The organism is Synechococcus sp. MU1625 (assembly GCF_020514205.1).
In the GTDB taxonomy this organism is placed as follows: domain Bacteria; phylum Cyanobacteriota; class Cyanobacteriia; order PCC-6307; family Cyanobiaceae; genus Parasynechococcus.
This window is the reverse complement of the sequence record NZ_VTLA01000001.1, coordinates 823635-843036: the sequence shown is the minus strand read 5'-3', so window position 1 is coordinate 843036 and position 19402 is coordinate 823635. Positions and strand designations below refer to the sequence as shown.

19 protein-coding genes and 1 tRNA gene are annotated in these 19402 nt (G+C 59.2%); 13 read left to right on the top strand and 7 right to left on the bottom strand.

Features of this window, described 5'->3' with window-relative positions; genetic code table 11:
• Positions 1 to 29: 29 nt before the first annotated feature.
• The gene (carB, locus tag FZX13_RS04965) at positions 30 to 3353 is read right to left on the bottom strand and encodes a carbamoyl-phosphate synthase large subunit (protein ID WP_226407847.1); all 3324 of its coding nucleotides are present in this window, start codon (positions 3351 to 3353) and stop codon (positions 30 to 32) included.
• 104 nt (positions 3354 to 3457) lie between these two features.
• Here carB and FZX13_RS04960 point away from each other — a divergent pair, with 104 nt between their 5' ends.
• From FZX13_RS04960 to FZX13_RS04935, 6 genes are all read left to right on the top strand, one after another.
• On the top strand, positions 3458 to 4093 hold the full coding sequence (locus FZX13_RS04960) for a DUF3318 domain-containing protein (protein WP_115025203.1): 636 nt from the start codon (positions 3458 to 3460) through the stop codon (positions 4091 to 4093).
• Entirely contained in the window at positions 4086 to 4442 is a 357-nt protein-coding gene (gene rsfS / locus FZX13_RS04955) for a ribosome silencing factor (RefSeq protein WP_226407845.1), read from the top strand. The genes FZX13_RS04960 and rsfS overlap by 8 nt, the downstream gene beginning before the upstream one ends.
• A gap of 11 nt (positions 4443 to 4453) precedes the next feature.
• Positions 4454 to 4948 (top strand): CGLD27 family protein, encoded by a 495-nt coding sequence (locus FZX13_RS04950; RefSeq protein ID WP_226407843.1) that lies wholly within the window; start codon positions 4454 to 4456, stop codon positions 4946 to 4948.
• Positions 4949 to 4965: 17 nt separating this feature from the next.
• Positions 4966 to 5934 (top strand): asparaginase, encoded by a 969-nt coding sequence (locus tag FZX13_RS04945; protein WP_226407841.1) that lies wholly within the window; start codon positions 4966 to 4968, stop codon positions 5932 to 5934.
• Positions 5935 to 5980: 46 nt separating this feature from the next.
• A tRNA-Met gene (locus tag FZX13_RS04940) sits at positions 5981 to 6057 on the top strand.
• Positions 6058 to 6116: 59 nt separating this feature from the next.
• The gene (locus tag FZX13_RS04935; protein WP_226407839.1) at positions 6117 to 7760 is read left to right on the top strand and encodes a GMC oxidoreductase; all 1644 of its coding nucleotides are present in this window, start codon (positions 6117 to 6119) and stop codon (positions 7758 to 7760) included.
• Here the strand turns inward: FZX13_RS04935 and FZX13_RS04930 are convergent.
• On the bottom strand, positions 7741 to 8007 hold the full coding sequence (locus FZX13_RS04930) for a DUF2811 domain-containing protein (RefSeq protein ID WP_226407837.1): 267 nt from the start codon (positions 8005 to 8007) through the stop codon (positions 7741 to 7743). The genes FZX13_RS04935 and FZX13_RS04930 overlap by 20 nt on opposite strands.
• 402 nt (positions 8008 to 8409) lie before the next feature.
• On the bottom strand, positions 8410 to 9507 hold the full coding sequence (locus FZX13_RS04925; protein WP_226407835.1) for a sirohydrochlorin chelatase: 1098 nt from the start codon (positions 9505 to 9507) through the stop codon (positions 8410 to 8412).
• On the opposite strand from FZX13_RS04925, the gene FZX13_RS04920 reads away from it, so the two are divergent.
• Together FZX13_RS04920 and FZX13_RS04915 are read left to right on the top strand one after the other, a co-directional pair.
• Positions 9472 to 10761 (top strand): FAD-binding oxidoreductase, encoded by a 1290-nt coding sequence (locus tag FZX13_RS04920; protein WP_226407833.1) that lies wholly within the window; start codon positions 9472 to 9474, stop codon positions 10759 to 10761. The genes FZX13_RS04925 and FZX13_RS04920 overlap by 36 nt on opposite strands.
• 30 nt (positions 10762 to 10791) lie before the next feature.
• Positions 10792 to 12354, top strand: a complete 1563-nt coding sequence (locus FZX13_RS04915; RefSeq protein ID WP_226407831.1) for a SulP family inorganic anion transporter — start codon at positions 10792 to 10794, stop codon at positions 12352 to 12354.
• A 15-nt stretch (positions 12355 to 12369) separates the two neighbouring features.
• On the opposite strand, the gene FZX13_RS04910 is transcribed toward FZX13_RS04915, so the two are convergent.
• The gene (locus FZX13_RS04910) at positions 12370 to 12693 is read right to left on the bottom strand and encodes a hypothetical protein (RefSeq protein ID WP_226407829.1); all 324 of its coding nucleotides are present in this window, start codon (positions 12691 to 12693) and stop codon (positions 12370 to 12372) included.
• Positions 12694 to 12783: 90 nt separating this feature from the next.
• Here FZX13_RS04910 and FZX13_RS04905 point away from each other — a divergent pair, with 90 nt between their 5' ends.
• From FZX13_RS04905 to FZX13_RS04890, 4 genes are read left to right on the top strand one after another with little or no spacing between them, the layout of a single operon-like run.
• On the top strand, positions 12784 to 13845 hold the full coding sequence (locus FZX13_RS04905) for an amino acid ABC transporter substrate-binding protein (protein ID WP_226407827.1): 1062 nt from the start codon (positions 12784 to 12786) through the stop codon (positions 13843 to 13845).
• Positions 13845 to 14735: an ABC transporter permease subunit gene (locus FZX13_RS04900; RefSeq protein ID WP_226407825.1), complete on the top strand. Its 891-nt coding sequence runs from the start codon at positions 13845 to 13847 to the stop codon at positions 14733 to 14735. The genes FZX13_RS04905 and FZX13_RS04900 overlap by 1 nt, the downstream gene beginning before the upstream one ends.
• Positions 14735 to 15709, top strand: coding sequence for an amino acid ABC transporter permease (locus FZX13_RS04895; protein ID WP_226407823.1), 975 nt, complete (start codon positions 14735 to 14737; stop codon positions 15707 to 15709). The genes FZX13_RS04900 and FZX13_RS04895 overlap by 1 nt, the downstream gene beginning before the upstream one ends.
• Entirely contained in the window at positions 15706 to 16449 is a 744-nt protein-coding gene (locus tag FZX13_RS04890) for an amino acid ABC transporter ATP-binding protein (RefSeq protein WP_226407821.1), read from the top strand. Before FZX13_RS04895 ends, FZX13_RS04890 begins: the two co-directional genes overlap by 4 nt.
• A gap of 27 nt (positions 16450 to 16476) precedes the next feature.
• On the opposite strand, the gene FZX13_RS04885 is transcribed toward FZX13_RS04890, so the two are convergent.
• A complete protein-coding gene (locus FZX13_RS04885; protein WP_226407819.1) occupies positions 16477 to 16752 on the bottom strand; it encodes a hypothetical protein in 276 nt (91 codons plus the stop codon).
• A gap of 164 nt (positions 16753 to 16916) precedes the next feature.
• On the bottom strand, positions 16917 to 17306 hold the full coding sequence (locus FZX13_RS04880; RefSeq protein ID WP_226407817.1) for an AbrB family transcriptional regulator: 390 nt from the start codon (positions 17304 to 17306) through the stop codon (positions 16917 to 16919).
• Between the two features lie 599 nt (positions 17307 to 17905).
• Here FZX13_RS04880 and FZX13_RS04870 point away from each other — a divergent pair.
• Positions 17906 to 18808 carry an AEC family transporter gene (locus tag FZX13_RS04870; RefSeq protein ID WP_226407814.1) on the top strand — a complete coding sequence of 301 codons (903 nt, stop codon included), beginning with the start codon at positions 17906 to 17908 and terminating at the stop codon, positions 18806 to 18808.
• On the opposite strand, the gene FZX13_RS04865 is transcribed toward FZX13_RS04870, so the two are convergent.
• Positions 18799 to 19383 (bottom strand): alpha-ketoglutarate-dependent dioxygenase AlkB, encoded by a 585-nt coding sequence (locus FZX13_RS04865; protein WP_226407812.1) that lies wholly within the window; start codon positions 19381 to 19383, stop codon positions 18799 to 18801. The genes FZX13_RS04870 and FZX13_RS04865 overlap by 10 nt on opposite strands.
• Between the last annotated feature and the right edge of the window lie 19 nt (positions 19384 to 19402).

Sequence of the window (19402 nt, the reverse complement as noted above, 5' to 3'; positions counted from 1 at the left end):
GAGGTGGCTTCTGCAACCCTACCGGTGGTTTAACGCTGCATGGCGTGGACGTCTTGCAGTGCATGGATGCTGAGCCTTGGCTGTTGTTGGAGCGCGGAGATTGCTTCCACCGCAGCCCGTGCGCCCGCGAGGGTGGTAACGGTTGGTACGGCGTAATCAAGCGCTGCCCGGCGTAGATATTTGTCGTCATGGGCTGCTTGACGGCCAATCGGTGTGTTGATCACCAGCTGGACCTGATTGGAGCGGATCTGGTCCTCGATATTGGGTCGACCCTCGTGCACCTTGAGCACGGATTGCACTTTCAGTCCTGCGTTGGCGAGCGCTTGAGCGGTTCCTGAGGTTGCTGTCACATCAAACCCGAGTTCGATCAGCCGAGCGGCGATGGGCACCAACGCTTGCTTGTCGCGGTCGTGGGTGGAGAGGAACACTGTTCCTTGGGTGGGCAGCGCTTCGCCTGCGCCGAGTTCGGCTTTGGCGTAGGCCATTCCGAAGCTGTCGGCGCACCCCATCACCTCCCCAGTGGAGCGCATTTCTGGCCCCAGAACCGTGTCAGCTCCAGGGAATCGCCTGAAGGGAAGGACGGCCTCCTTGATCGACTGCAGCGGCGGCTTCGGTTCGCGGGTCAAGCCAATGTCGCTGAGGGTTTCGCCCGCCATCAGACGGGTCGCTAGTCGTGCCAGAGGTTGTCCTGTGGCTTTGGCGACGAAGGGGACCGTCCTGGAGGCGCGTGGATTGGCTTCGATGATGTAGACGACTTCCGAACCATCGGTGTTGCGCTGAACGGCGAACTGGAGGTTGATCAGTCCACGAACCTCCAGGGATTGCGCCAAGGAGCGACTCCAGTCGCGAATGGTGTTCAGCGCCGCTTCACCAAGGGAGACCGAGGGCAAACAGCAGGCTGAGTCACCGGAGTGGATCCCAGCCGGTTCGATGTGCTCCATCAGACCCCCGACAATGACGGCGCCGTTGTGATCGCAGAGGGCGTCAACGTCTACTTCGACGGCATTTTCCAGGTATTGGTCAATCAGAACCGGATGGTCGGGCTCCACCTGAACGGCCTCGCGCATGTAGCGGTTGAGCTCTTCTTCGTCGAAGACCACCTCCATGGCACGTCCACCTAAGACGTAGGACGGCCGAACGACAACTGGATAGCCCACCCTGGCGGCCACGGCCCGCGCTTCCTCCTCACTTCGCGCCAGGCCGTTGCGGGGTTGCCGGATGTTCAGATCGCGGAGGATGGCCTCGAACTGCTCGCGGTCTTCGGCGCGGTCGATCGATTCAGGGGAGGTGCCCCAGATGCTGGTGCCTGTCGCGCGTCCTTCCTCACTCTCGAGCCAGCGCAGCAGGGGAATGGCAAGTTTCAGGGGGGTTTGTCCACCGAACTGCACCACCACTCCATCGGGACGTTCCGCTTCGATCACATTGAGAACGTCCTCCAACGTGAGTGGTTCGAAGTAAAGGCTGTCACTGGTGTCGTAGTCGGTGGACACCGTTTCGGGATTGCTGTTCACCATCACTGTGGTGATCCCTTGCTCCTGTCCAGCAAAGGAGGCATGACAGCAGCAGTAGTCGAATTCGATGCCCTGCCCGATCCTGTTGGGGCCTCCGCCCAAGATCATCATCTTGCGACCGTCCTGGCGACGCGTCACTTCAGAAGAGGCTGGAAGGGGCTTGAGGGACCCATCCGCCTGCAGGGTCTGCAGGGGACGTTCATAGGTCGAGTAGTGGTATGGGGTGGATGAGGCGAACTCCGCAGCGCAGGTGTCGACGGTTTTGAAGATGGCGCGAACATCGAGCTGATGACGTCTCTGACGCACCAACAATTCATCGCTGTTGGTCTGCCAGGCGATCTGTCGGTCTGAAAACCCCAGCTGCTTGGCTTCAAACAGGCTCTCGGCATTGAGCTGCTCGAGGCTTTTGCCCTTGATGAGCCTTGTTTCCGCCTCGATGATCCGCCGCAGTTTTGCCAGGAACCACGGGTCAATCTTGCTGATTCGATGAATTTCTTCATCGCTGCGTCCGCGCACCATCGCCGTTCGCACGCTGAGGATGCGCTCTGGTGAGGGGGTCCTCAGCCGACGATCGAGCTCACCGTCGCTGTGGTTCGGTTCCTCCCGGTCGCCTCCCCAGCCCGAGAGCCCTGTTTCCAAGGAACGCATGGCTTTCTGGAATGACTCTTCGAAACAGCGGCCGATGGCCATGGCTTCGCCCACCGACTTCATCGACGTGGTGAGCACCGCCGGACTGCCCCGGAATTTTTCGAAGGCGAAGCGCGGGATTTTGGTGACGACGTAATCGATCGTCGGCTCGAAGCAGGCTGGCGTCTTGCCGGTGATGTCGTTGATGATTTCGTCGAGGGTGTAGCCAACGGCGAGACGTGCGGCGATCTTCGCGATCGGGAAGCCGGTGGCCTTACTCGCCAAAGCAGAGGATCGACTCACCCTTGGATTCATCTCGATCACCACAACGTCGCCGTTGTCCGGGTTGATGGCGAACTGGATGTTGCTGCCGCCTGTGGCAACACCGATCTCGCGAATGATGGCGATCGATTGGTCGCGCAGCCGCTGGTATTCCCGATCCGTGAGTGTTTGGGCCGGGGCGACCGTGATCGAATCCCCTGTATGCACCCCCATCGGGTCCAGGTTTTCGATGCTGCAGACGATCACCACGTTGTCCGCCAGATCACGCATCACCTCGAGCTCGAATTCCTTCCAGCCCAGTAGCGATTGCTCGATCAAGATTTGGGAGACCGGACTCGCCTCAAGCCCGCTCTTGCAGATCGCTGCGTATTCCTCCGGGTTGTAGGCAATTCCCCCGCCACTTCCGCCGAGGGTGAAGGCAGGCCGGATGATCCGGGGGAAACTGCCGATCGCGGCCCCAACGGCTTCGGCTTCCTCCTGAGATGAGGCAATCCCTGATGGGCAGACCTTCACACCGATGCGCTCCATGGCCTGCTTGAACAGCAGACGGTCCTCCGCCTTTTGGATCGCCTTGAGATCGGCACCGATCAATTCGACGCCGAAGCGCTCCAAGGTGCCGTTTTCAGCCAGGGTGACGGCCAGGTTCAGAGCGGTCTGACCGCCCATGGTGGGGAGAAGAGCATCCGGTCGCTCCTGCTCGATCACCCGGGTGACGATGTCCGGCGTTAGCGGTTCGATGTAGGTGCGATCCGCCATCTCCGGGTCGGTCATGATCGACGCCGGATTGGAATTGATCAAAATGACCTCATATCCCTCGGCTCTGAGGGCTTTGCAGGCCTGGGTTCCGGAGTAGTCGAACTCGCAGGCCTGGCCGATCACAATCGGACCTGACCCCACCAGGAGAATGCGACTCAGGTCAGACCGCCTGGGCATGGGAAATCGTCCTAGGCCAAACAGTTCAAGCCTCTCACGCGGCCAAGACCTGAGCCCCGAGCTTGGCCTCGCTACGGTGATGGAATATCAGCGCCAGATTTGCGATGAGTGAGCTCCAGCGCCTGAAGGGGGTGCTGCCACCGGAAATGCAGAGCTGGGTGTTTGTGGAATCAGCTGCTGCAGTTGATCCTCCATTGATCACCCTTGAAGAGATCGGTCGGGATGAAGTGGAGATCCAGGTGGATCTCGACGAATGGGACTCCCTCGCGTTGGACCACCGAAATTTGCTGTTCTGGCACGAGGTTGGTCGCATTCAGAACGACACCATTCCCAGGGATGGTTGGGAGATGGCCGCCCTGGCCATCGGCCTCGGCGGTGCCATCGGTGAATTGTGGGTTCAGGACGGCCTGCTGCTGCTGATGGCCCTTGGCCTCTCGGGCTTCGCGGGATACAGGCTCTACTTGAAGAACAACTCGGAAAAGCGTCTTCAGGACGCCATCAGTGCCGATGAGCGTGCGATTGATCTGGCCTGCCGGTTTGGTTACAGCGTTCCGAATGCCTATCGGAGTCTGGGGGGAGCACTGAAAGAGTTGGTCGAAAAGACCCGCAAGAAGAGTCGCCGCAGCTACTACGAGGACCGTCTGGAAGCCCTGCGGAAGAGCGCCAGCAAGGCCAGAGCCGAAATGGCTCAGCAAGAGGGCTCGCGCAGCTCAGTCACTAGCGAGAATGTCTATGGATAGTCAAAATCTTGCCGAGCTGGTCGCCGACGCTTGCGATGACCGTAAGGCCACCGACATCCGTCTGATTCGCGTTGATGAGGTCTCCAGCCTGGCCGATTGGATGGTGATCGCTGGTGGTCAATCCGACGTTCAAGTTCGTGCCATTGCAAGGTCTGTTGAAGACCGGCTGGAGGCTGAGGTAGATCTCTTGCCCTTGCGTAAGGAAGGTCTCAATGAAGGGCGCTGGGCTCTTCTGGATTACGGCGATGTCATCGTTCATGTGCTGATGCCCGATGAGCGCGGCTACTACGACCTTGAGGCTTTCTGGAGTCACGGTGAAAGTAGAACCTTCTTACCGTCAGCTCAATAGCCGCTTTTCCCATGCCTGAAGCGGTGTCCTGCCCCGTTCCTCCGGAGCAGCGGCCTCTTGAGGAGTTTCAGCAGCTCTGTGAGTCGTGGTTTTTTTCTTGGCCGGCCGGCCAGGATTCCCGTTTGATGCAACGCCTTGCAGGCAGCTGGCTGTTGATGCTGCCGGTGTGCAGTTTGATCGCCAGTGGCAGTTGGACTCTCAAGCAGGATCCGCCCAGGCTCGTGGCTGCAGCCGCAGTTGCGGCTCTCGTTCTGCCTTTGCTGCTCCTTGTGCGCCAATGGCTGGGATGGACCTACGTCATGCAGCGTCTGCTGCGTGAATCCGTCGACTACGAGGAATCCGGCTGGTACGACGGGCAAACCTGGGAAAAACCCTTGTCATGGCGAGAACGAGATTTGCTTGTAGCTCGCCATGAGGTTCGACCAATCCTTGGGCGTTTAGGCCGTGCAATGGCCACCTCGGCCGGTTTGATGCTTGCTGGTGCCAGTCTCTGTCAGGCTCTTTGAACCACTCGGGGTGACCGATGACTTTGCCCTCGGGCTTCAGCCCTGCAGCCCGGTCCGGGTCAGCGCCCCTTGAGGTTTGTCTTCGGCGGGGATCCATCACGGAGTCGTTCCATCGTGTCCATGCGGTGGTCTGCGATGGACGTGGTCGGGTGCTGATGTCGGCTGGAAATCCTGGCTTGGAAAGTTTCATGCGCTCGGCGCTCAAGCCGTTTCAGGCTTTGCCCTTTCTCAGCAGTGGCACCGCCGGCCAGATGGATGTCGATGACCGGGGCATTGCCATCAGTTGCGCGTCCCATGCGGGCACCAATGCCCATGCGCGGGAAGCCTTCAGGTTGCTGTGGAAAGCGGAGTTGGACAGCGCTTCACTTCAATGTCCGGTTCCGGATGGTGCTGACAGTCCGCTTCAGCACAATTGTTCCGGCAAACACGCTGCTTTTCTGGCCACCAGTCGGAAGATGGGATGGCCGCTCGAGTCGTATCTGCAGAACGACCATCCGCTGCAGGTTGAAGTGAACCGTCGGGTTGCTGAACTGATTGGCCTGCCTGCGGAGGAATTGGTTGCAGAACGGGATGATTGCGGCGCTCCGACCTTGGTGCTGCAGTTGGCCCAGATGGCGCTTCTGTATGCCCATCTCGGGGCCTCACAGCATGCTGAACTTGAACAGATCAGTCGGGCCATGCTGAGTCATCCCGACCTGGTGGCAGGCGAGGGGCGTTTCGACACCGAGCTAATGCGCCGCAGCCATGGTCAGGTCTTGAGCAAAGGTGGAGCTGAGGGCATTCAATGTCTGAGCCGCATTGGTGAAGGTCTTGGGGTAGCCATCAAGGTTGAAGACGGCTCCCGTCGTGCCAAGCAGGCGGTTGCATTGCATGTGTTGCGTCAACTGGAGTGGCTCACGCCCATGGGGCTCGACGAGCTGGACGAGCAGGTGCTGGTCGTGAACCCGAGCGTCAAGCTCACCGTGAATGGTGCTTTGCACACCTGACCTCTGCAGTCATGCGTGACACCGACATGTATGATTTTCAAGTCGCCGCGGGGTAGAGCAGTCTGGTAGCTCGTCGGGCTCATAACCCGAAGGTCGGGAGTTCAAATCTCCCCCCCGCCACCAACTCTGATTGAATGAATGATCTCCCTCAGGGGGGATCTTTTTTTGTCTGTGGTCGTTCCATGAGCAGTCGCTCTATGAACTGCGATGGTCCCTGGGACGCCATCGTCGTTGGCTCGGGAGCGAGTGGAGGTGTGGCAGCCATGACGCTGGCTGAGGGCGGCGCGCGGGTGCTTGTGGTGGAGGCTGGCCCTAACCTCACCAGCACGGAGGCCTTCGGGTCTGAGCCGGGCAATCTGTTGCGGCGGATCGTGGGACTGACCAGCGGCAGTCATCGCCGGCAGTCGCAGCATCCTGGCTACTGGAAAGCAAACCCTCGGCTGTACGCCGACGAGAGACTCCACCCTTACGACCACCCGACGAACCAGCCTTTTCTCTGGACGCGAGGTTTGCAGGTTGGCGGTCGCAGCTTGACCTGGGGTGGCATCACCCTGCGTCTTTCCGATGAGGATCTGGCCGGTGTCAACGTTGACGGCGAACAGGTTGGTTGGCCCCTGCGTAGCCGTGACCTGATGCCGCATTACGCCGAACTGGAGCGCTGGCTCGGCGTTCATGGTGGGCGCGATGGTTTGGATCATCTGCCGGATGGAGAGACGCAACCGGCTCTGGTGGCGACGCCGGCAGAACAGCGCTTTGCCGAGGTTGTGCGGCATCGGTTGGGTTACCCCGTGATTCAGTCCAGGGGGTTTGGTCCCTGGCTACAGGAGACAAACGCACCTTGGCCTCGCTCAAGCAGCCGCGGCAGCAGCCTTCCTCGTGCCATGGCCACAGGACGCACACAGCTGATGTCTGAGCATCTGGTGGAGCGTCTACTGGTGAATGCAGGTGGCGACAAAGCCACTGGTGTGGTTGCCGTTGATCAAGCCAATGGCAACAGAAAGGAGTTGAAGGCGGATCTCGTGGTCTTGGCTGCTTCGACGATTCAGACCGTTTCCATCCTGCTGCGTTCCCGTCGTGGAGAGCAGAGCAACGGTTTTGACGACCCTTCAGGACGTCTCGGTACACGCCTGATGGATCACGTCTCTACGTCGCAGTTTTTTGCTTTCCCCGAGCAAGTCCATGCAGCGCAGCCACCTCTCACGGGGGCCGGAAGTTTCTTTGTGCCCTTTGGGCGGCACCTGTCATCTGCTGAATTTCAGGGCGGCTATGGACTCTGGGGAGGTATTGGGCGGTTTGACCCACCTCGATGGTTGAGGCGTCGCCCGTCCTGCATCACCGGGTTCCTCATTGGCCACGGTGAAGTCCTCCCGAGAGTTGAGAACAAAGTGACGCTGAGTGAGCGCAGCGATCGCTGGGGCGTGCGTGTTCCCTTGATTGCGTGTCGTTGGAGTCCCAATGAGCTGGCGATGGTGACGCACATGCGCGCCTCCATCAAGGCCTGTATCGACGCTGCCGGAGGTGAGGCCAAGCCAATTAAGGACCTTTTCCATCTCCCCTTCGTTGAGCCTTTCCTGGATGGGGCGGTTGCGTTGTCTGACGGTGCAGCACCACCGGGCTATTACATCCATGAGGTTGGAGGGGCTGCGATGGGCTCGAACGAGACAAGCAGCGTTCTCGATTCCTCCAACCGGCTCTGGCGCGTCCCCAATGTGCTGGTGGTTGACGGTGCCTGTTGGCCCTCCTCGGCCTGGCAGAGCCCAACCCTCACGATGATGGCCCTGAGCCGTCGGGCGTGTCTGCTGGCCCTTAGTGGTCGGGGCGGATAAACAAATCGTCGAGATAGCGCTCGGTTACGGCGCGGTCGTCACTGCCGTTCTGAAACAGAAAGTGGGCAAGGGCGGAACTCATGACGCGGTATTGATCCCAGGTGGGGTTCTCACCGATGAAATCCTTCATGCCTCGATAGAGCACTTCGGGAATTTCAGTCTCCAGGCTCACGTAGCTGGCTTTTGCAGATGTTCCGCGTTCCGTTGTCCCCATCTCATGGCATCGCTCGAGATGATTTCGCTCCATGTTGTCTAGCTCGCCCATGTCCAACGCCACTAAGAAAGCCACACAACCGCCATTTGCGTCAAAGCCGTCTCCATTTGCTGAATTACGAATGAGACGAGATGAGACCGCAGTCTGAGACTGGGGTTGGATGCATGAAGGGCGACGAAGGTGGCTTGGTCTAGGGAGTTGGAGCGGACTGTCAACCCGATGGCGCCCTTCCCGTGGAAATTCACAGGTTGACCGTCACGTCCGGCAAGCCACCTTCAGCCTGTGGAAAAGGGTTGTGTTTCCTGTGGAGAAAGCGGGCGAACCCCTGTAAAGGATGTTCGATAAGCAAATCTGATCTTTGCCCCGTCGCTCCTGTCGCTTTCAAGATCCGTGTCATTGGTGACCGAGGAACGCTTTTCCTTAAGGGTTATGGATTCAATCTTTAGGAGCGTCGCTGGTGCGCTTCAGCGTGGTGGGCCCCAAGGGGTGATCGGCATGGGGATAAGGGGGGTGATGATGGTCATGGCTGTGATTTGCCCCATGGCTGTGGTCTGCCCCATGGCTGTGGTCATGGGCAATCGGTAGGCCGTCGGGTTGGCAAGCCCCTGTGCACTCCAGTTCGCAGAGCGTGCAGCTTTCCGCAAGTCCTTCCACGTGATGGTGGTGGCTTTCCTGCGCACGCCCCACGTCCTGTTCGAAGCCCAGCACCTGGGCTCTGTACTTGCAGAGCGAGCAGTTCATGGCAGTGTCGCCTCGCAACACTTCCTCGACCCGCTCTTTGAAGGTGTCCACCACCAGTGTGTGGTCGCCCAGGTACCCCGCCGAGAGAAACTCCACCTCAGGGTGGTCCGCTTCTACTAGAGCGGTGTGTTGGCGGATTCGGCTCACCAAAACCCCTGAAAAGAGGAAGTAGGGCACCACCACAACACGTTTGAAACCCAGCTTCACCGCATGGCGTAGCCCTGGTTCCACCAGCGGGAAGGTCACGCCCGAATACACCGTTTCTCCCCAGCCGAAGCCAAACCCTTCCACCAGTAGGCGCGTCACCTTGGCCACGTTGGAGTTGGCGTCTGGATCGGATGAACCTCGACCCACCACCACCAAGAGGGTTTCGGTCAGCGGAACGGTGCTCGTGGCGGCGTCGAGACATTCCTGAACCCGTGCTCCGGCAGCCGACACCATCAGGCGATCCACGCCCAGCTCACGGCCGTAATCGATCGTCAGACCAGTTTCGGCGGTGTAGGTGTTGAGAACGGAGGGGATGTCGTTCTTGGCATGCCCCGCGGCGAAAAGCATGGCTGGAATGGCCAGCACCCTGGTGACGCCCTGTTGCCGAAGCGAGTCAAGGCCATCCCGAAGGATGGGGCGGGCAAATTCCAGGTAGCCGTGTTCCACCGGCATCGGGGCGAGCCGAGGCCGTAGGGCTTCCACCATCTGGGCGAACTCTTCAACGGCCAGTCGGTTGCGACTCCCGTGGCCGCAGATCAGAACGCCAAGATGCTCATTGCCGGTTTCCGCGTGCTGTTCGGCCAAAAGGTCGCTCTGCTGTTCCAATGGATTGACGATATCGGTCGCATCGCGATGGATTCAGACCGTCCCGTTTTCATCAATGCGCAGGCGGCTGATGCGAGGTGCTCCGGCCTGGTATCTCCACGGCCGGAAACCTTGAGTGATTGCATTCGGGATTGGAGTGGTCCGCGGCCATTACGACTCTGTGGGGGTGGCACCACATCTCGCGCCGCCGCCGCCGACAACTGGACGGTGGATGTTCAAACCCACTTCAAACGTCTTGATTGGGAGCCTGCCGATCAGACGGTGTTGATCGGTGCAGGGTGCCGAATGGGAGAGGTGCTCGATGCGTTGCTTCCTTACGGCCGAACGATGGCTGCCGGTTTGTCGGGGCTGCCCGGGCTTGGTTATGTGCTCACCGGCGGCATGGGGCCGCTGAGTCGACAAGTGGGGCTGGCTGTCGACCAATTGCTGGAGATTCATGGTGTGTGGGGTGATGGCACCCCCTTTGCGCTGTCACGAGCAGCTGATGGTGGCTCGTTGGAGTGGCGCGGCCTGTGTGGAGCAGCACCGTTTCTGGGTGTGGTGAGCGAGGTGCGCATGACCACCCATCCCGTTCAGCCGCTGTGGGTGGAGCAGCGTTCGGTTTCTCCGGATCAACTCGCTGCACTCATGCTCCAGGCGGAAGCATCGGACTCCAGCGCCAGCCTGCAATGGCATTGGGAGAGCGCCGACGCGGTGCAGTCGCTTTGGGTTGGTCATGCTGCATGGGCCGGAGCGCAGCGGATCGAGGGGTTGCATCAGCTCCCATCGTTGAGAGGATCAGCTTCGCTGCCTCCCCGTTGTCATTCGGAGGTCGTTGGTTTGTTGGGCCCTGCAGCTGCTGAGGCCTGGGGACATTTGATGCCGGAGCTACGCCATCTACTGCAGCACCGTCCGCATCCGGGCTGCAACCTGGCCTGTCAGCAGCTTGGTGTGGTGACAAAAAAGGTTCCAGTCGCGGCTACCTCGTTTGTCCACCGCGATGCCGAGTGGAAACCTTGGATCACGGCGGCTTGGACGCCAGGGGATGCCGATGGCCGATGCCGCAGCCTCGCTTGGCTGCAAGCGGTTTGGCAGATCCTCCAACCGGTCTGCCCTGGAGTGCATCTGGCGCAGTTTCATGACCACCTGCCGTTTCACCAAAGGGAGTTGGAGGCAGCGTTTGGACCCTGGTTGCTGGAGTTGCGAAAGCTGAAACAGCGCTTGGATCCGGCAGGCATCCTGCCGGCGCTCTGATTTACGGTCGCCCCTAACCGGCATCCGCTGATGGCCAAGCGATCCAACCCAACCCTGGTGAATCAGTGGTTTGCTAATCCCAGCAAAGACCTTCTTTCCGGACTTGTGGTGGCTTTCGCCATGATCCCGGAGGCCATCGCTTTTTCTGGGATCGCTGGAGTGGATCCCAAGGTCGGTCTGTTCGGAGCGTTTTGCCTGTCGCTGACCATCGCTGTGGTTGGGGGCCGGATGGCGATGATCACGTCGGCAACCGGCTCCACGGCGCTCTTGATGACAGGCCTGGTGGCGACGGGTGAGGCTCGGGGGCCAGGCCTTGGGGTGCAATATCTGATGGTGGCTGGTCTGGTGACGGGCCTGCTCCAGATCCTTTGGGGGTATCTGCGATTGGCGTATCAGATGCGCTTTGTTCCCCAAGGGGTGCTGAGCGGGTTTGTGAACGCGCTGGCCTTGCTCATCTTTCAGGCCCAGTTGCCTCAGCTCGGTTTGAATCTCCATGCTGGAGAAGCCGATCACGGAGCCTCCTCTCTGTTGCCCCATGGCGGGCAGATCCCAGTCGTCTGGGGGTTGGTCCTGCTCGGCCTGGTCATCATCTATGGCCTTCCAAAGCTGACCCGTGTGGTGCCATCGCAGCTGGTCGCCATCGTTGTGCTGACGGCGATCAGCGTGGGTTTCAGCTTCGACATCCCTACGGTCAGCAGCCTGGGCACCCTTCCCTCTGGCCTCCCCTCCTTCAGTCTTCCCTTCGGCGCCGGAGGTGTTCCCTTCAGCCTGGACACTCTGGGGCTGGTGCTGCCCACCGCCCTGGCCATTTCGCTCGTGGGCCTAATGGAAACCTTCCTGACCCAGGACATCCTCGACGACAAGACCGACACCACCACCAACAAAAACGTTGAGGCCCGGGGTCAGGGCATTGCCAACATTGTCGCGTCCTTGTTTGGTGGCATGGCTGGCTGTGCCCTTGTGGGCCAGTCCGTGATGAACGTGGACAACGGTGGTCGCACGCGCCTCTCAACCTTGTTTTCTGGAGTCAGCCTGCTGGCGATGATCCTTCTGGCTGGACCTTGGCTGAAGCAAATTCCGATGGCGGCTTTGGTGGCCGTGATGATCAGTATTGCCGTCAGCACGGCTGACATCAATGGCCTCCTCAACTTGAGTCGCATTCCGAAGAGCGACACGTCGGTGATGCTGATGACCTTCGCCGTCACCATGCTCACGACCCCTCACAACCTCGCCCTTGGTGTTTTGGCTGGCGTGGCCTTGGCAGGAATTCTGTTCAGTCGCAAAGTTGCCAAGGTGATTCAGGTGGAGACCATCGAGATCAGTGATCAGGAGCGTCTGTACCGGGTTGAGGGGCAGCTGTTTTTTGTGAGCAAGGTCTACTTCCTTCAGGCATTTGATCTTCACGACCATCCCAAGCGCATCACTCTTGATCTGTCTAAGGCCCATATCTGGGACCAGAGCGGCGTGGCTGCACTGGATCAGGTCATCCGCAAATATCGCAACGGTGGTTCGGTCGTCAGCGTTGTAGGCCTCAACGAAGAAAGCCTTGATCTGTTCGAGCGGATCGGGGGGCAGGAATCAGCGCATGCCTGATCTTGAGCTTTGATTTCAGAATCTTGAGGCTGAATTGGGAGCCCCCATCGTGGCGAGACAGACACTGAGGTCTTGGTGCATGGCCAGGAGGCGTTGCTGAACCTGCGCATCTTCAGGGTTGGTCTCCACGTACCTTTCGGTGACGTCGTTGCTAATGCTCAGCAACAGGCAAAGCGTCTGAAGGTCACCACCAGCGCGTTGCTGAGCACTCTCTAAAAGAACCCCCAATAGAGCCATTTTGTTGTTGTAAGCCCCCCGATCGCTGCCCTCCCATGAGAGAGCAGGGGGGGCGGTGGTTCCAGCGATCAGTCCGGCCAAAAGCCCGGCCAAGACTTTCATTGCGGTGAATTTAATTAAGGCGAAATTAAGTCGGTTCCAATCGATTTGCCCGGGATCTGGGACAATCCCACCCGATCCGTACCAACGCTGATGTTCCGATCCCATTCGCGTGCTCTGATCGCTGCATTGGCAGGTCTGTCTGCCCTGCTCAGCTCTTGCGCTTCACTGGATAGTGCGGGTGGTTCGCGCCTGGATCTCGTTAAAGCGCGAGGCGAGTTGCTCTGCGGGGTGAGCGGCAAAATTCCAGGTTTCAGTTTTCTTAGTCCTGATGGGCGTTACACCGGATTGGATGTCGATGTCTGCCGTGCCATGGCAGCTGCTTTTGTGGGGGACGCTGAGAAGGTTCAATACCGGCCTTTGACCGCGCCCGAGCGATTCACTGCATTGCGATCGGGAGAGATTGATCTGTTATCCCGCAATACGACCCATACCCTCAGTCGCGATGCGGTGGGGGGGAACGGTCTGCGCTTTGCTCCAGTGGTGTTCCACGATGGCCAGGGATTAATGGTGAAGGCAGCCAGCGGTGTGCGCTCTCTGGCTGATTTGAGCGGCAAGTCCATTTGCGTGGGATCAGGCACCACCACCGAACAGAACCTCAACGACGCCTTCGCATCTCAAGAGCTGCCTTATACCCCGATCAAATATCAGGATCTCAATCAGGTGGTCGGTGGCTACCTCCAGGGGCGATGTGAAGCCATGACCTCGGATCGGTCACAACTGGCGGCTGCACGTTCCGGCTTTAGCGATCCACAGCAGCATTTAATTCTCGACGACAGGATCAGCAAAGAGCCTTTGGCTCCGGCCGTGGTGGGTGGTGATCAGCCCTTGGGCGATGCCATGGCATGGGTGGTCTATGCCCTGATCGAGGCGGAGGAGCGGGGCATCACTCAGGCCAATGTCGACGCCGTGGTGAAGCAAGTTGAAGCCGACCCTTCCCAGACGGCTCTGCGGCGATTCCTGGGTGTGGATGCAGGCCTGGGTCGCAAACTCGGGCTCCCCGATGACTTTGTTGTTCAGGTAATTCGTTCGACCGGCAATTACGGCGAGATCTACAACCGCCATCTGGGTCCGGAGAGTGCGGTGGCCATCCCAAGGGGTGCCAATCGCCTTGCCGGTGAGGGTGGTTTGATGATTGCTCCACCCTTCACCTGATGCGGCATCGTCGTCTTCTGCTTCAGGTTGGTGTTGCCGGGGTTCTGTTCGGCTTGCTGGCCCTGTTGGTCAATAATCTGGCCGTCAATTTGATTCGCACGGGGTTGGGGCTGGGTTTTGGCTGGCTTGGCCGACCGGCAGGCTTCGCTCTGGCGGAAACCGCTCTCCCTTATGCCCCATCCGACAGCTACCTCTGGGCGCTGACCATCGGTTGGCTCAACAGCCTCAAGGTGATCGTGGCTGGTCTTGTGCTGGCCACCATCTTGGGTGTGGCTGCCGGTGCAGCCCGCAGCAGCGGCAACCGTCTGCTTCGCAGCCTGGCCGGGGGGTACGTGGCGCTGATTCGTCAGGTTCCCCTGCTCCTGCAGTTGCTGTTCTGGTATTTCGTTGCCTTCCTCGGTCTTCCTGCAGCACCGATCGGCGGCTTGATCAGGCTCTCGAATCAGGGCATTCAGTTGTTGGGCTTGAACCTCAGCGTTGAATTTTGCGCTGTTCTCGTCGGACTCACCGTGTTTACCGGTGCATCGATTGCCGAGATTGTGCGCGGTGGCATCAATGCAGTGCCAAGGGGCCAATGGGAGGCCTTCCGCAGTCTTGGACTCGGAGAAGGTCTCGGGTTGCGTCGCATCGTGCTGCCCCAGGCGTTGCCGGCGATTCTTCCTGCGCTAACAAGCCAGTACCTCAATCTCGCCAAGAACAGCACGTTGGCGATTGCGGTGGGTTATGCCGATCTCTACGCCGTAAGTGACACCACCATCACGCAAACCGGCCGCGCGATTGAAGGATTCCTGCTTCTGTTGTTCAGCTTTCTGCTGCTGAATTTGCTGATCAGCGGTGGCATGGCCGCCTTCAACAGTGCGGTGCTGGGCCGTTTGAACAGGAGCCGCTGATGAACCGTTGGTTGGATCGTTCGATCACCCTCCTCCTGGTGGCCCTGCTCGGTTGGGCCGGCTGGTCGCTGCTGCATTGGTTGATATACACCGCCGACTGGTCTGTGGTGACAACGAATCTGCCGCTTTATGCGGTGGGCAGTTTCCCGGCGGATCAACGTTGGCGCCCGCTGCTGTGGATAGCTGGATTGATCACCCTCACGTTGCTGACCCTCTGCGGCCCGAAGCGTGGTCCCGTTCGCCGTTGGCTGCCGCTGCTCTGGATCGCAATGGCACCGCTGGGGCTGTGGCTGTTGGCAGGAGGCCTTGGCCTTTTGCCGGTGGGATCGCGTCGTTGGGGTGGGCTGACACTCACGCTGCTGCTCACGGGAGGCAGCGGCGCTTTGGCGCTGCCGCTAGGAATCCTGCTGGCTTTGGGCCGCCGCAGTGACCTTCCGGTGTTGCGCTGGAGCAGCGCCACTTACATCGAATTGATGCGGGCTGTCCCGCTGATCGCCGTTTTGTTTTTCGGACAACTGCTGATTCCGCTGTTCCTTCCGCCAGGGCTTGAGATCAACAGGGTTGTACGGGCGGTCTTCGCCTTCGCCTTGTTTGCAGCGGCCTATATCGCTGAGGATGTGCGCGGTGGATTGCAGGCGATTCCGCCCACCCAGCGGGAAGCGGCAGCCGTGCTTGGCCTTTCACCACGTCAATCGCTGCAACTGGTGGTGCTGCCCCAGGCGCTGCGGGTGGCACTGCCGTCGCTCACCAACCAGGCGGTGGGTCTGCTGCAAAACACCAGCCTGATGGCCATTCTCGGTTTGGTCGAATTGTTGGGCATCAGCCGCAGCCTGTTGGCGAATCCCGCTTTCATCGGTCGCTATCTGGAGGTGTATCTCTGGCTTGCTGCGGTTTACTGGCTGGCGTGTACGGCGATGGCTCTGCTGGCCCGGCACCTGGAACTTCAGCTCGATCCTGCCCGCTCTGCCCCATGACCGTTGCCATTCGTGCCACTGAGTTGGTCAAGAGCTACTCCCAAGGGGTGAAAGCTCTTGATGGCGTCACTTTGGAAGTGAACAGCGGCGAAGTTCTGGTGGTGATGGGTCCTTCGGGATCCGGAAAGAGCACTTTGATCCGTACCTTCAATGGTCTGGAATCGCTGGATGGCGGTGTCTTGGATGTGCTGGGGGAACGCTTGGATGCCACCCATGGGGAACGTCAGGTGCGGTCGATTCGCAAACGTGTGGGCATGGTGTTTCAGCAGTTCAACCTGTTCCCCCATCTCTCGATCCTCGACAACATCACGCTTGCCCCGATCAAGGTGCAAAAGCGAGCAAAGGTTGATGCAGAGCAGCGCGCCATCGAGCTTCTCGACCAGATGGGAATTCGGGAGCAGGCACGGAAGTACCCGGCGCAACTCAGTGGTGGTCAACAACAGCGGGTGGCGATCGCCCGGGCTTTGGCCTTGGATCCGGAGGTGATGCTGTTCGACGAGCCCACGAGCGCTTTGGATCCGGAGCGGGTGAAGGAAGTGCTGGATGCGATGCGCCAATTAGCCCAGGGCGGCATGACGATGGTGGTGGTGACCCACGAACTGGGCTTTGCCCGTGAGGTGGCGGATCGGGTGATGTTTATGGACCGGGGCCAGGTGGTGGAGACCTCCGACCCGCAGACGTTCTTCACCAACGCCAGAGAAGAACGCAGCCGCAGATTCCTGAACCAGATGCAGCACTGAAAGAGCTGAGCGACTTCGTTTCAGCCATCAGGCTGACTGTCGTTCCCTCCACGGTTCAGCGGCCTTTCTGCTGTTGGCTTGAGGTAATGGAGCTTTGCTGGATGTGGTTCGCGTCGACTGATGCCCCTTCCAATGGAAGTAGGCGGTGACGCTGACCAGCCAAAACATCACAAAAGCGAGGGTCAGCACCAGACCATGCATCCGAAAAAAGGTCAGCACAATATGGATCGAGAGGGCAACTGAACCACCAAATAGAAACGTATTGCTCAGGACCGAAGCGACAGCTGCCTTGAAGGATTTCAACGCTGTCGCTCCATTCCGGCTCACCATACCGAGCAAGCATTGCTGTGCCAGCCCCATAATCTCTGCAGGAGCGTATTGGTTGTTCAGTCCTCAATAAAAAAAAACCTCCCATGGATGGGAGGGGTTGGAAGAGGTTGTGAAACTTCAGAAGATGGATCTGCAGATTACTCGTCTACTTGGTCTGCGGCTTCGCTGTGCTCTGCAGCTGCACCTGTGGGGATCAGACGGATGGCTTTTTTGCCCAGTTTGATTTCAAACTCATCACCTGGCTCGAGATTCAGCATGGCGGTGTAGGCCTTGCCGATCAGCAGGTTGCCGTTGCCCTGCACTTTGGCGATGTAGCTCAACTTGCGGCCACCTTTGCCAATTGCAGCACCGCCGCTGCTCAGATTGACGCCTTTGGCCTCAAGCAAGGCCTCGTAGAAGGCAGTGAAATTCAGGCGATCGCCGCCGTCTTTCTTGTCAGAGACGTAGCCACAAGCTCTCACTAGATCGGATTTGGAAACATCCCCTAGTTCTTTGACCTTTGTAAGCAGCTCGGAACCGGTCAGCATTGTGAATGCATCTCATTGGATGATTAGTTCATAACTGATTGGTTGGCTGGGTGTCAATCAGTTGACCCAACATTTTCATGACTTAGTGGCCTGATTTTTGGCATCTAGGGATGCGTCTCTGTGGTCTGACACTTGAGACCGCTTTCTTGTTATGAACCTTGACTGGGTGATATTGAGTCCTGTGCAGCGGTTTTACGGCAGGATCATTCAACCGGTCGTTTCACGCTCGAGTCGTGGAGACTGTCTGAACCCTCACCGATGATCGTGTAGTCGACACGATCATCGTCAGAACAGCAGAAATCGCTGTAGTACCGCTCAAGTTCATCGTATGCAGCGTCGTAGCTGTCAAAACGTTGCCGCGTCAGGCGGTCCTCCGTACTGTCGCTACGCACGATGCGATGGCGTGAAGCTGGATTCATCAGCTGGGTTCACGCGACATGCCGGAATGCAGATTAGGCGCGTTCGTGGGTGAATTAGGACGGCGTCTTCATGGAATCTGCTTGTCGTTCAAGCTGTCGTTGTTGCGCGATTGAACGGTTTTGGTCTGATGCGTCAGCTGCCTCAGCTTTCTAGGGTCGTGATTTGATCCGGATGTGCCGATGCTTCGGTTTTTGCTGGAGCTTGCGCCTTCCCTGCTGATCGGGTTTTGGGCTGGAGGACGCCATGAAACCCTCGCCGCCCGCTTGGCCACACCGTTGGTGAGGTTTGGGGTACCGATCAGTGTGATGGGCCTGCTGTTGAAGGGTGGCCTGAGCGGCGACATGTTGCAGGCAGCGGGTATTGCGGTGCTGGCCATGGGCCTTGTGCTGGTGGGGGCGTCGCGGTTACCGGGATTGGCTGAGCTGGTCTCTCCAACGCTGCGGTTGGGCAGCTGCACTGGAAACACGGCCTATTTCGGAGTGCCTCTGGCCTTGGCCTTTCTGCCTGATGAGGCCCTCTCTATCAGCATTGGCTACGACCTTGGGGCGACACTGCTGACTTGGAGTCTTGGTCCGCTGCTGATCGGTGAGCGGGTCAACGGTTCTAAAAGGCTGCACGGTCTCATGAGCAGCGTTGCGGCGAGCCCAGCGACCCGCGGGCTGATCGGTGCATTGCTGATTCAGGCGACCCCCTGGTCTGAGCTGGTAACCGACGCTTTGTGGTGGCCTTCCCGCTTGGTGATCTTGCTGGCTCTGATGGTGGTGGGCATGCGCCTGGGCAGCATCCATCGCAAGGGAATCACTCCATCGGCCCGACCGTTGCAACTGCTGAGGCCACTGGTAGCCAAACTCCTGCTTTATCCGTTGCTGCTGCTGCTGCTTGCATCTCTGCTGCGGTTCGATCCGCTGATGGTTCAGGCGGTTGCGCTGCAGGGGGCCGCGCCGACGGCGATCTCACTGCTGTTGATTGCGGAGTCTGTGGGGGTTGATCAGGAGCGGGCTGCAGGTCTGGTGTTTTGGAGCACGCTGCTGGCGTTGGTCACGGCGCCTGCTTGGGGTGTGCTGCTGCGATCTCAGTTTTGAAAACGGCGAAAGGTGAGATTGATGCGCGTGGTTTGTACTTTTCGCCGTTGCGGAACACTGTGCATCCATTGGCTCTGACACCCCGGGTGCATCACGAGCAGATCACCATCGGCCAAAGGCAGCGATATCCGGCGTTGGGGAGTGCTGCGATGGCGGAGCTGAAAATCGCGTGTCGCCCCGAGTGAAAGGGAGGCAATCGGAGCCCGTTGATCAATCTCCGGTTCGTCATCAGCGTGCCATCCCATGCGGTCGTCCCCGTGGCGATACAGATTGAGCAGACATCCGTTGAACTCGCTCTCACAGGCTGCATTGACCTGAATCAGCAATGGCTTGAACCATTCGGGCCAACCACAGCCCTTGTGAACGGCACCGCTATAGCGATATTGAATGCCTTCGTTGGCAAGAAACACCGTCATCCTGGGGACTGGATGACGCTTGCCATAGACCTGCACGATTGGCTGTTGCCAGAGGAGCTGTTGTTCAAGCAGCGTTTGCCAGCGCCTTGCTTCGTTTGCCTGGAGCCACCCCTCTTGCAGGGACCATTCCGTTTCGGGAGCGGCCGGATTGACGTTCATTCGTGACGTCGGATGACGA

Bases quoted from the DNA above. Each gene is read 5' to 3' on its own strand.
- carB (WP_226407847.1), bottom strand. From the start codon at position 3,353: ATGCCCAGGCGGTCTGACCTGAGTCGCATTCTCCTGGTGGGGTCAGGT.
- FZX13_RS04960 (WP_115025203.1), top strand. From the start codon at position 3,458: ATGAGTGAGCTCCAGCGCCTGAAGGGGGTGCTGCCACCGGAAATGCAG.
- rsfS (WP_226407845.1), top strand. From the start codon at position 4,086: ATGGATAGTCAAAATCTTGCCGAGCTGGTCGCCGACGCTTGCGATGAC.
- FZX13_RS04950 (WP_226407843.1), top strand. From the start codon at position 4,454: ATGCCTGAAGCGGTGTCCTGCCCCGTTCCTCCGGAGCAGCGGCCTCTT.
- FZX13_RS04945 (WP_226407841.1), top strand. From the start codon at position 4,966: ATGACTTTGCCCTCGGGCTTCAGCCCTGCAGCCCGGTCCGGGTCAGCG.
- FZX13_RS04935 (WP_226407839.1), top strand. From the start codon at position 6,117: ATGAGCAGTCGCTCTATGAACTGCGATGGTCCCTGGGACGCCATCGTC.
- FZX13_RS04930 (WP_226407837.1), bottom strand. From the start codon at position 8,007: ATGGAGCGAAATCATCTCGAGCGATGCCATGAGATGGGGACAACGGAA.
- FZX13_RS04920 (WP_226407833.1), top strand. From the start codon at position 9,472: ATGCTCATTGCCGGTTTCCGCGTGCTGTTCGGCCAAAAGGTCGCTCTG.
- FZX13_RS04915 (WP_226407831.1), top strand. From the start codon at position 10,792: ATGGCCAAGCGATCCAACCCAACCCTGGTGAATCAGTGGTTTGCTAAT.
- FZX13_RS04910 (WP_226407829.1), bottom strand. From the start codon at position 12,693: ATGAAAGTCTTGGCCGGGCTTTTGGCCGGACTGATCGCTGGAACCACC.
- FZX13_RS04905 (WP_226407827.1), top strand. From the start codon at position 12,784: ATGTTCCGATCCCATTCGCGTGCTCTGATCGCTGCATTGGCAGGTCTG.
- FZX13_RS04900 (WP_226407825.1), top strand. From the start codon at position 13,845: ATGCGGCATCGTCGTCTTCTGCTTCAGGTTGGTGTTGCCGGGGTTCTG.
- FZX13_RS04895 (WP_226407823.1), top strand. From the start codon at position 14,735: ATGAACCGTTGGTTGGATCGTTCGATCACCCTCCTCCTGGTGGCCCTG.
- FZX13_RS04890 (WP_226407821.1), top strand. From the start codon at position 15,706: ATGACCGTTGCCATTCGTGCCACTGAGTTGGTCAAGAGCTACTCCCAA.
- FZX13_RS04880 (WP_226407817.1), bottom strand. From the start codon at position 17,306: ATGCTGACCGGTTCCGAGCTGCTTACAAAGGTCAAAGAACTAGGGGAT.
- FZX13_RS04870 (WP_226407814.1), top strand. From the start codon at position 17,906: ATGCTTCGGTTTTTGCTGGAGCTTGCGCCTTCCCTGCTGATCGGGTTT.
- FZX13_RS04865 (WP_226407812.1), bottom strand. From the start codon at position 19,383: ATGAACGTCAATCCGGCCGCTCCCGAAACGGAATGGTCCCTGCAAGAG.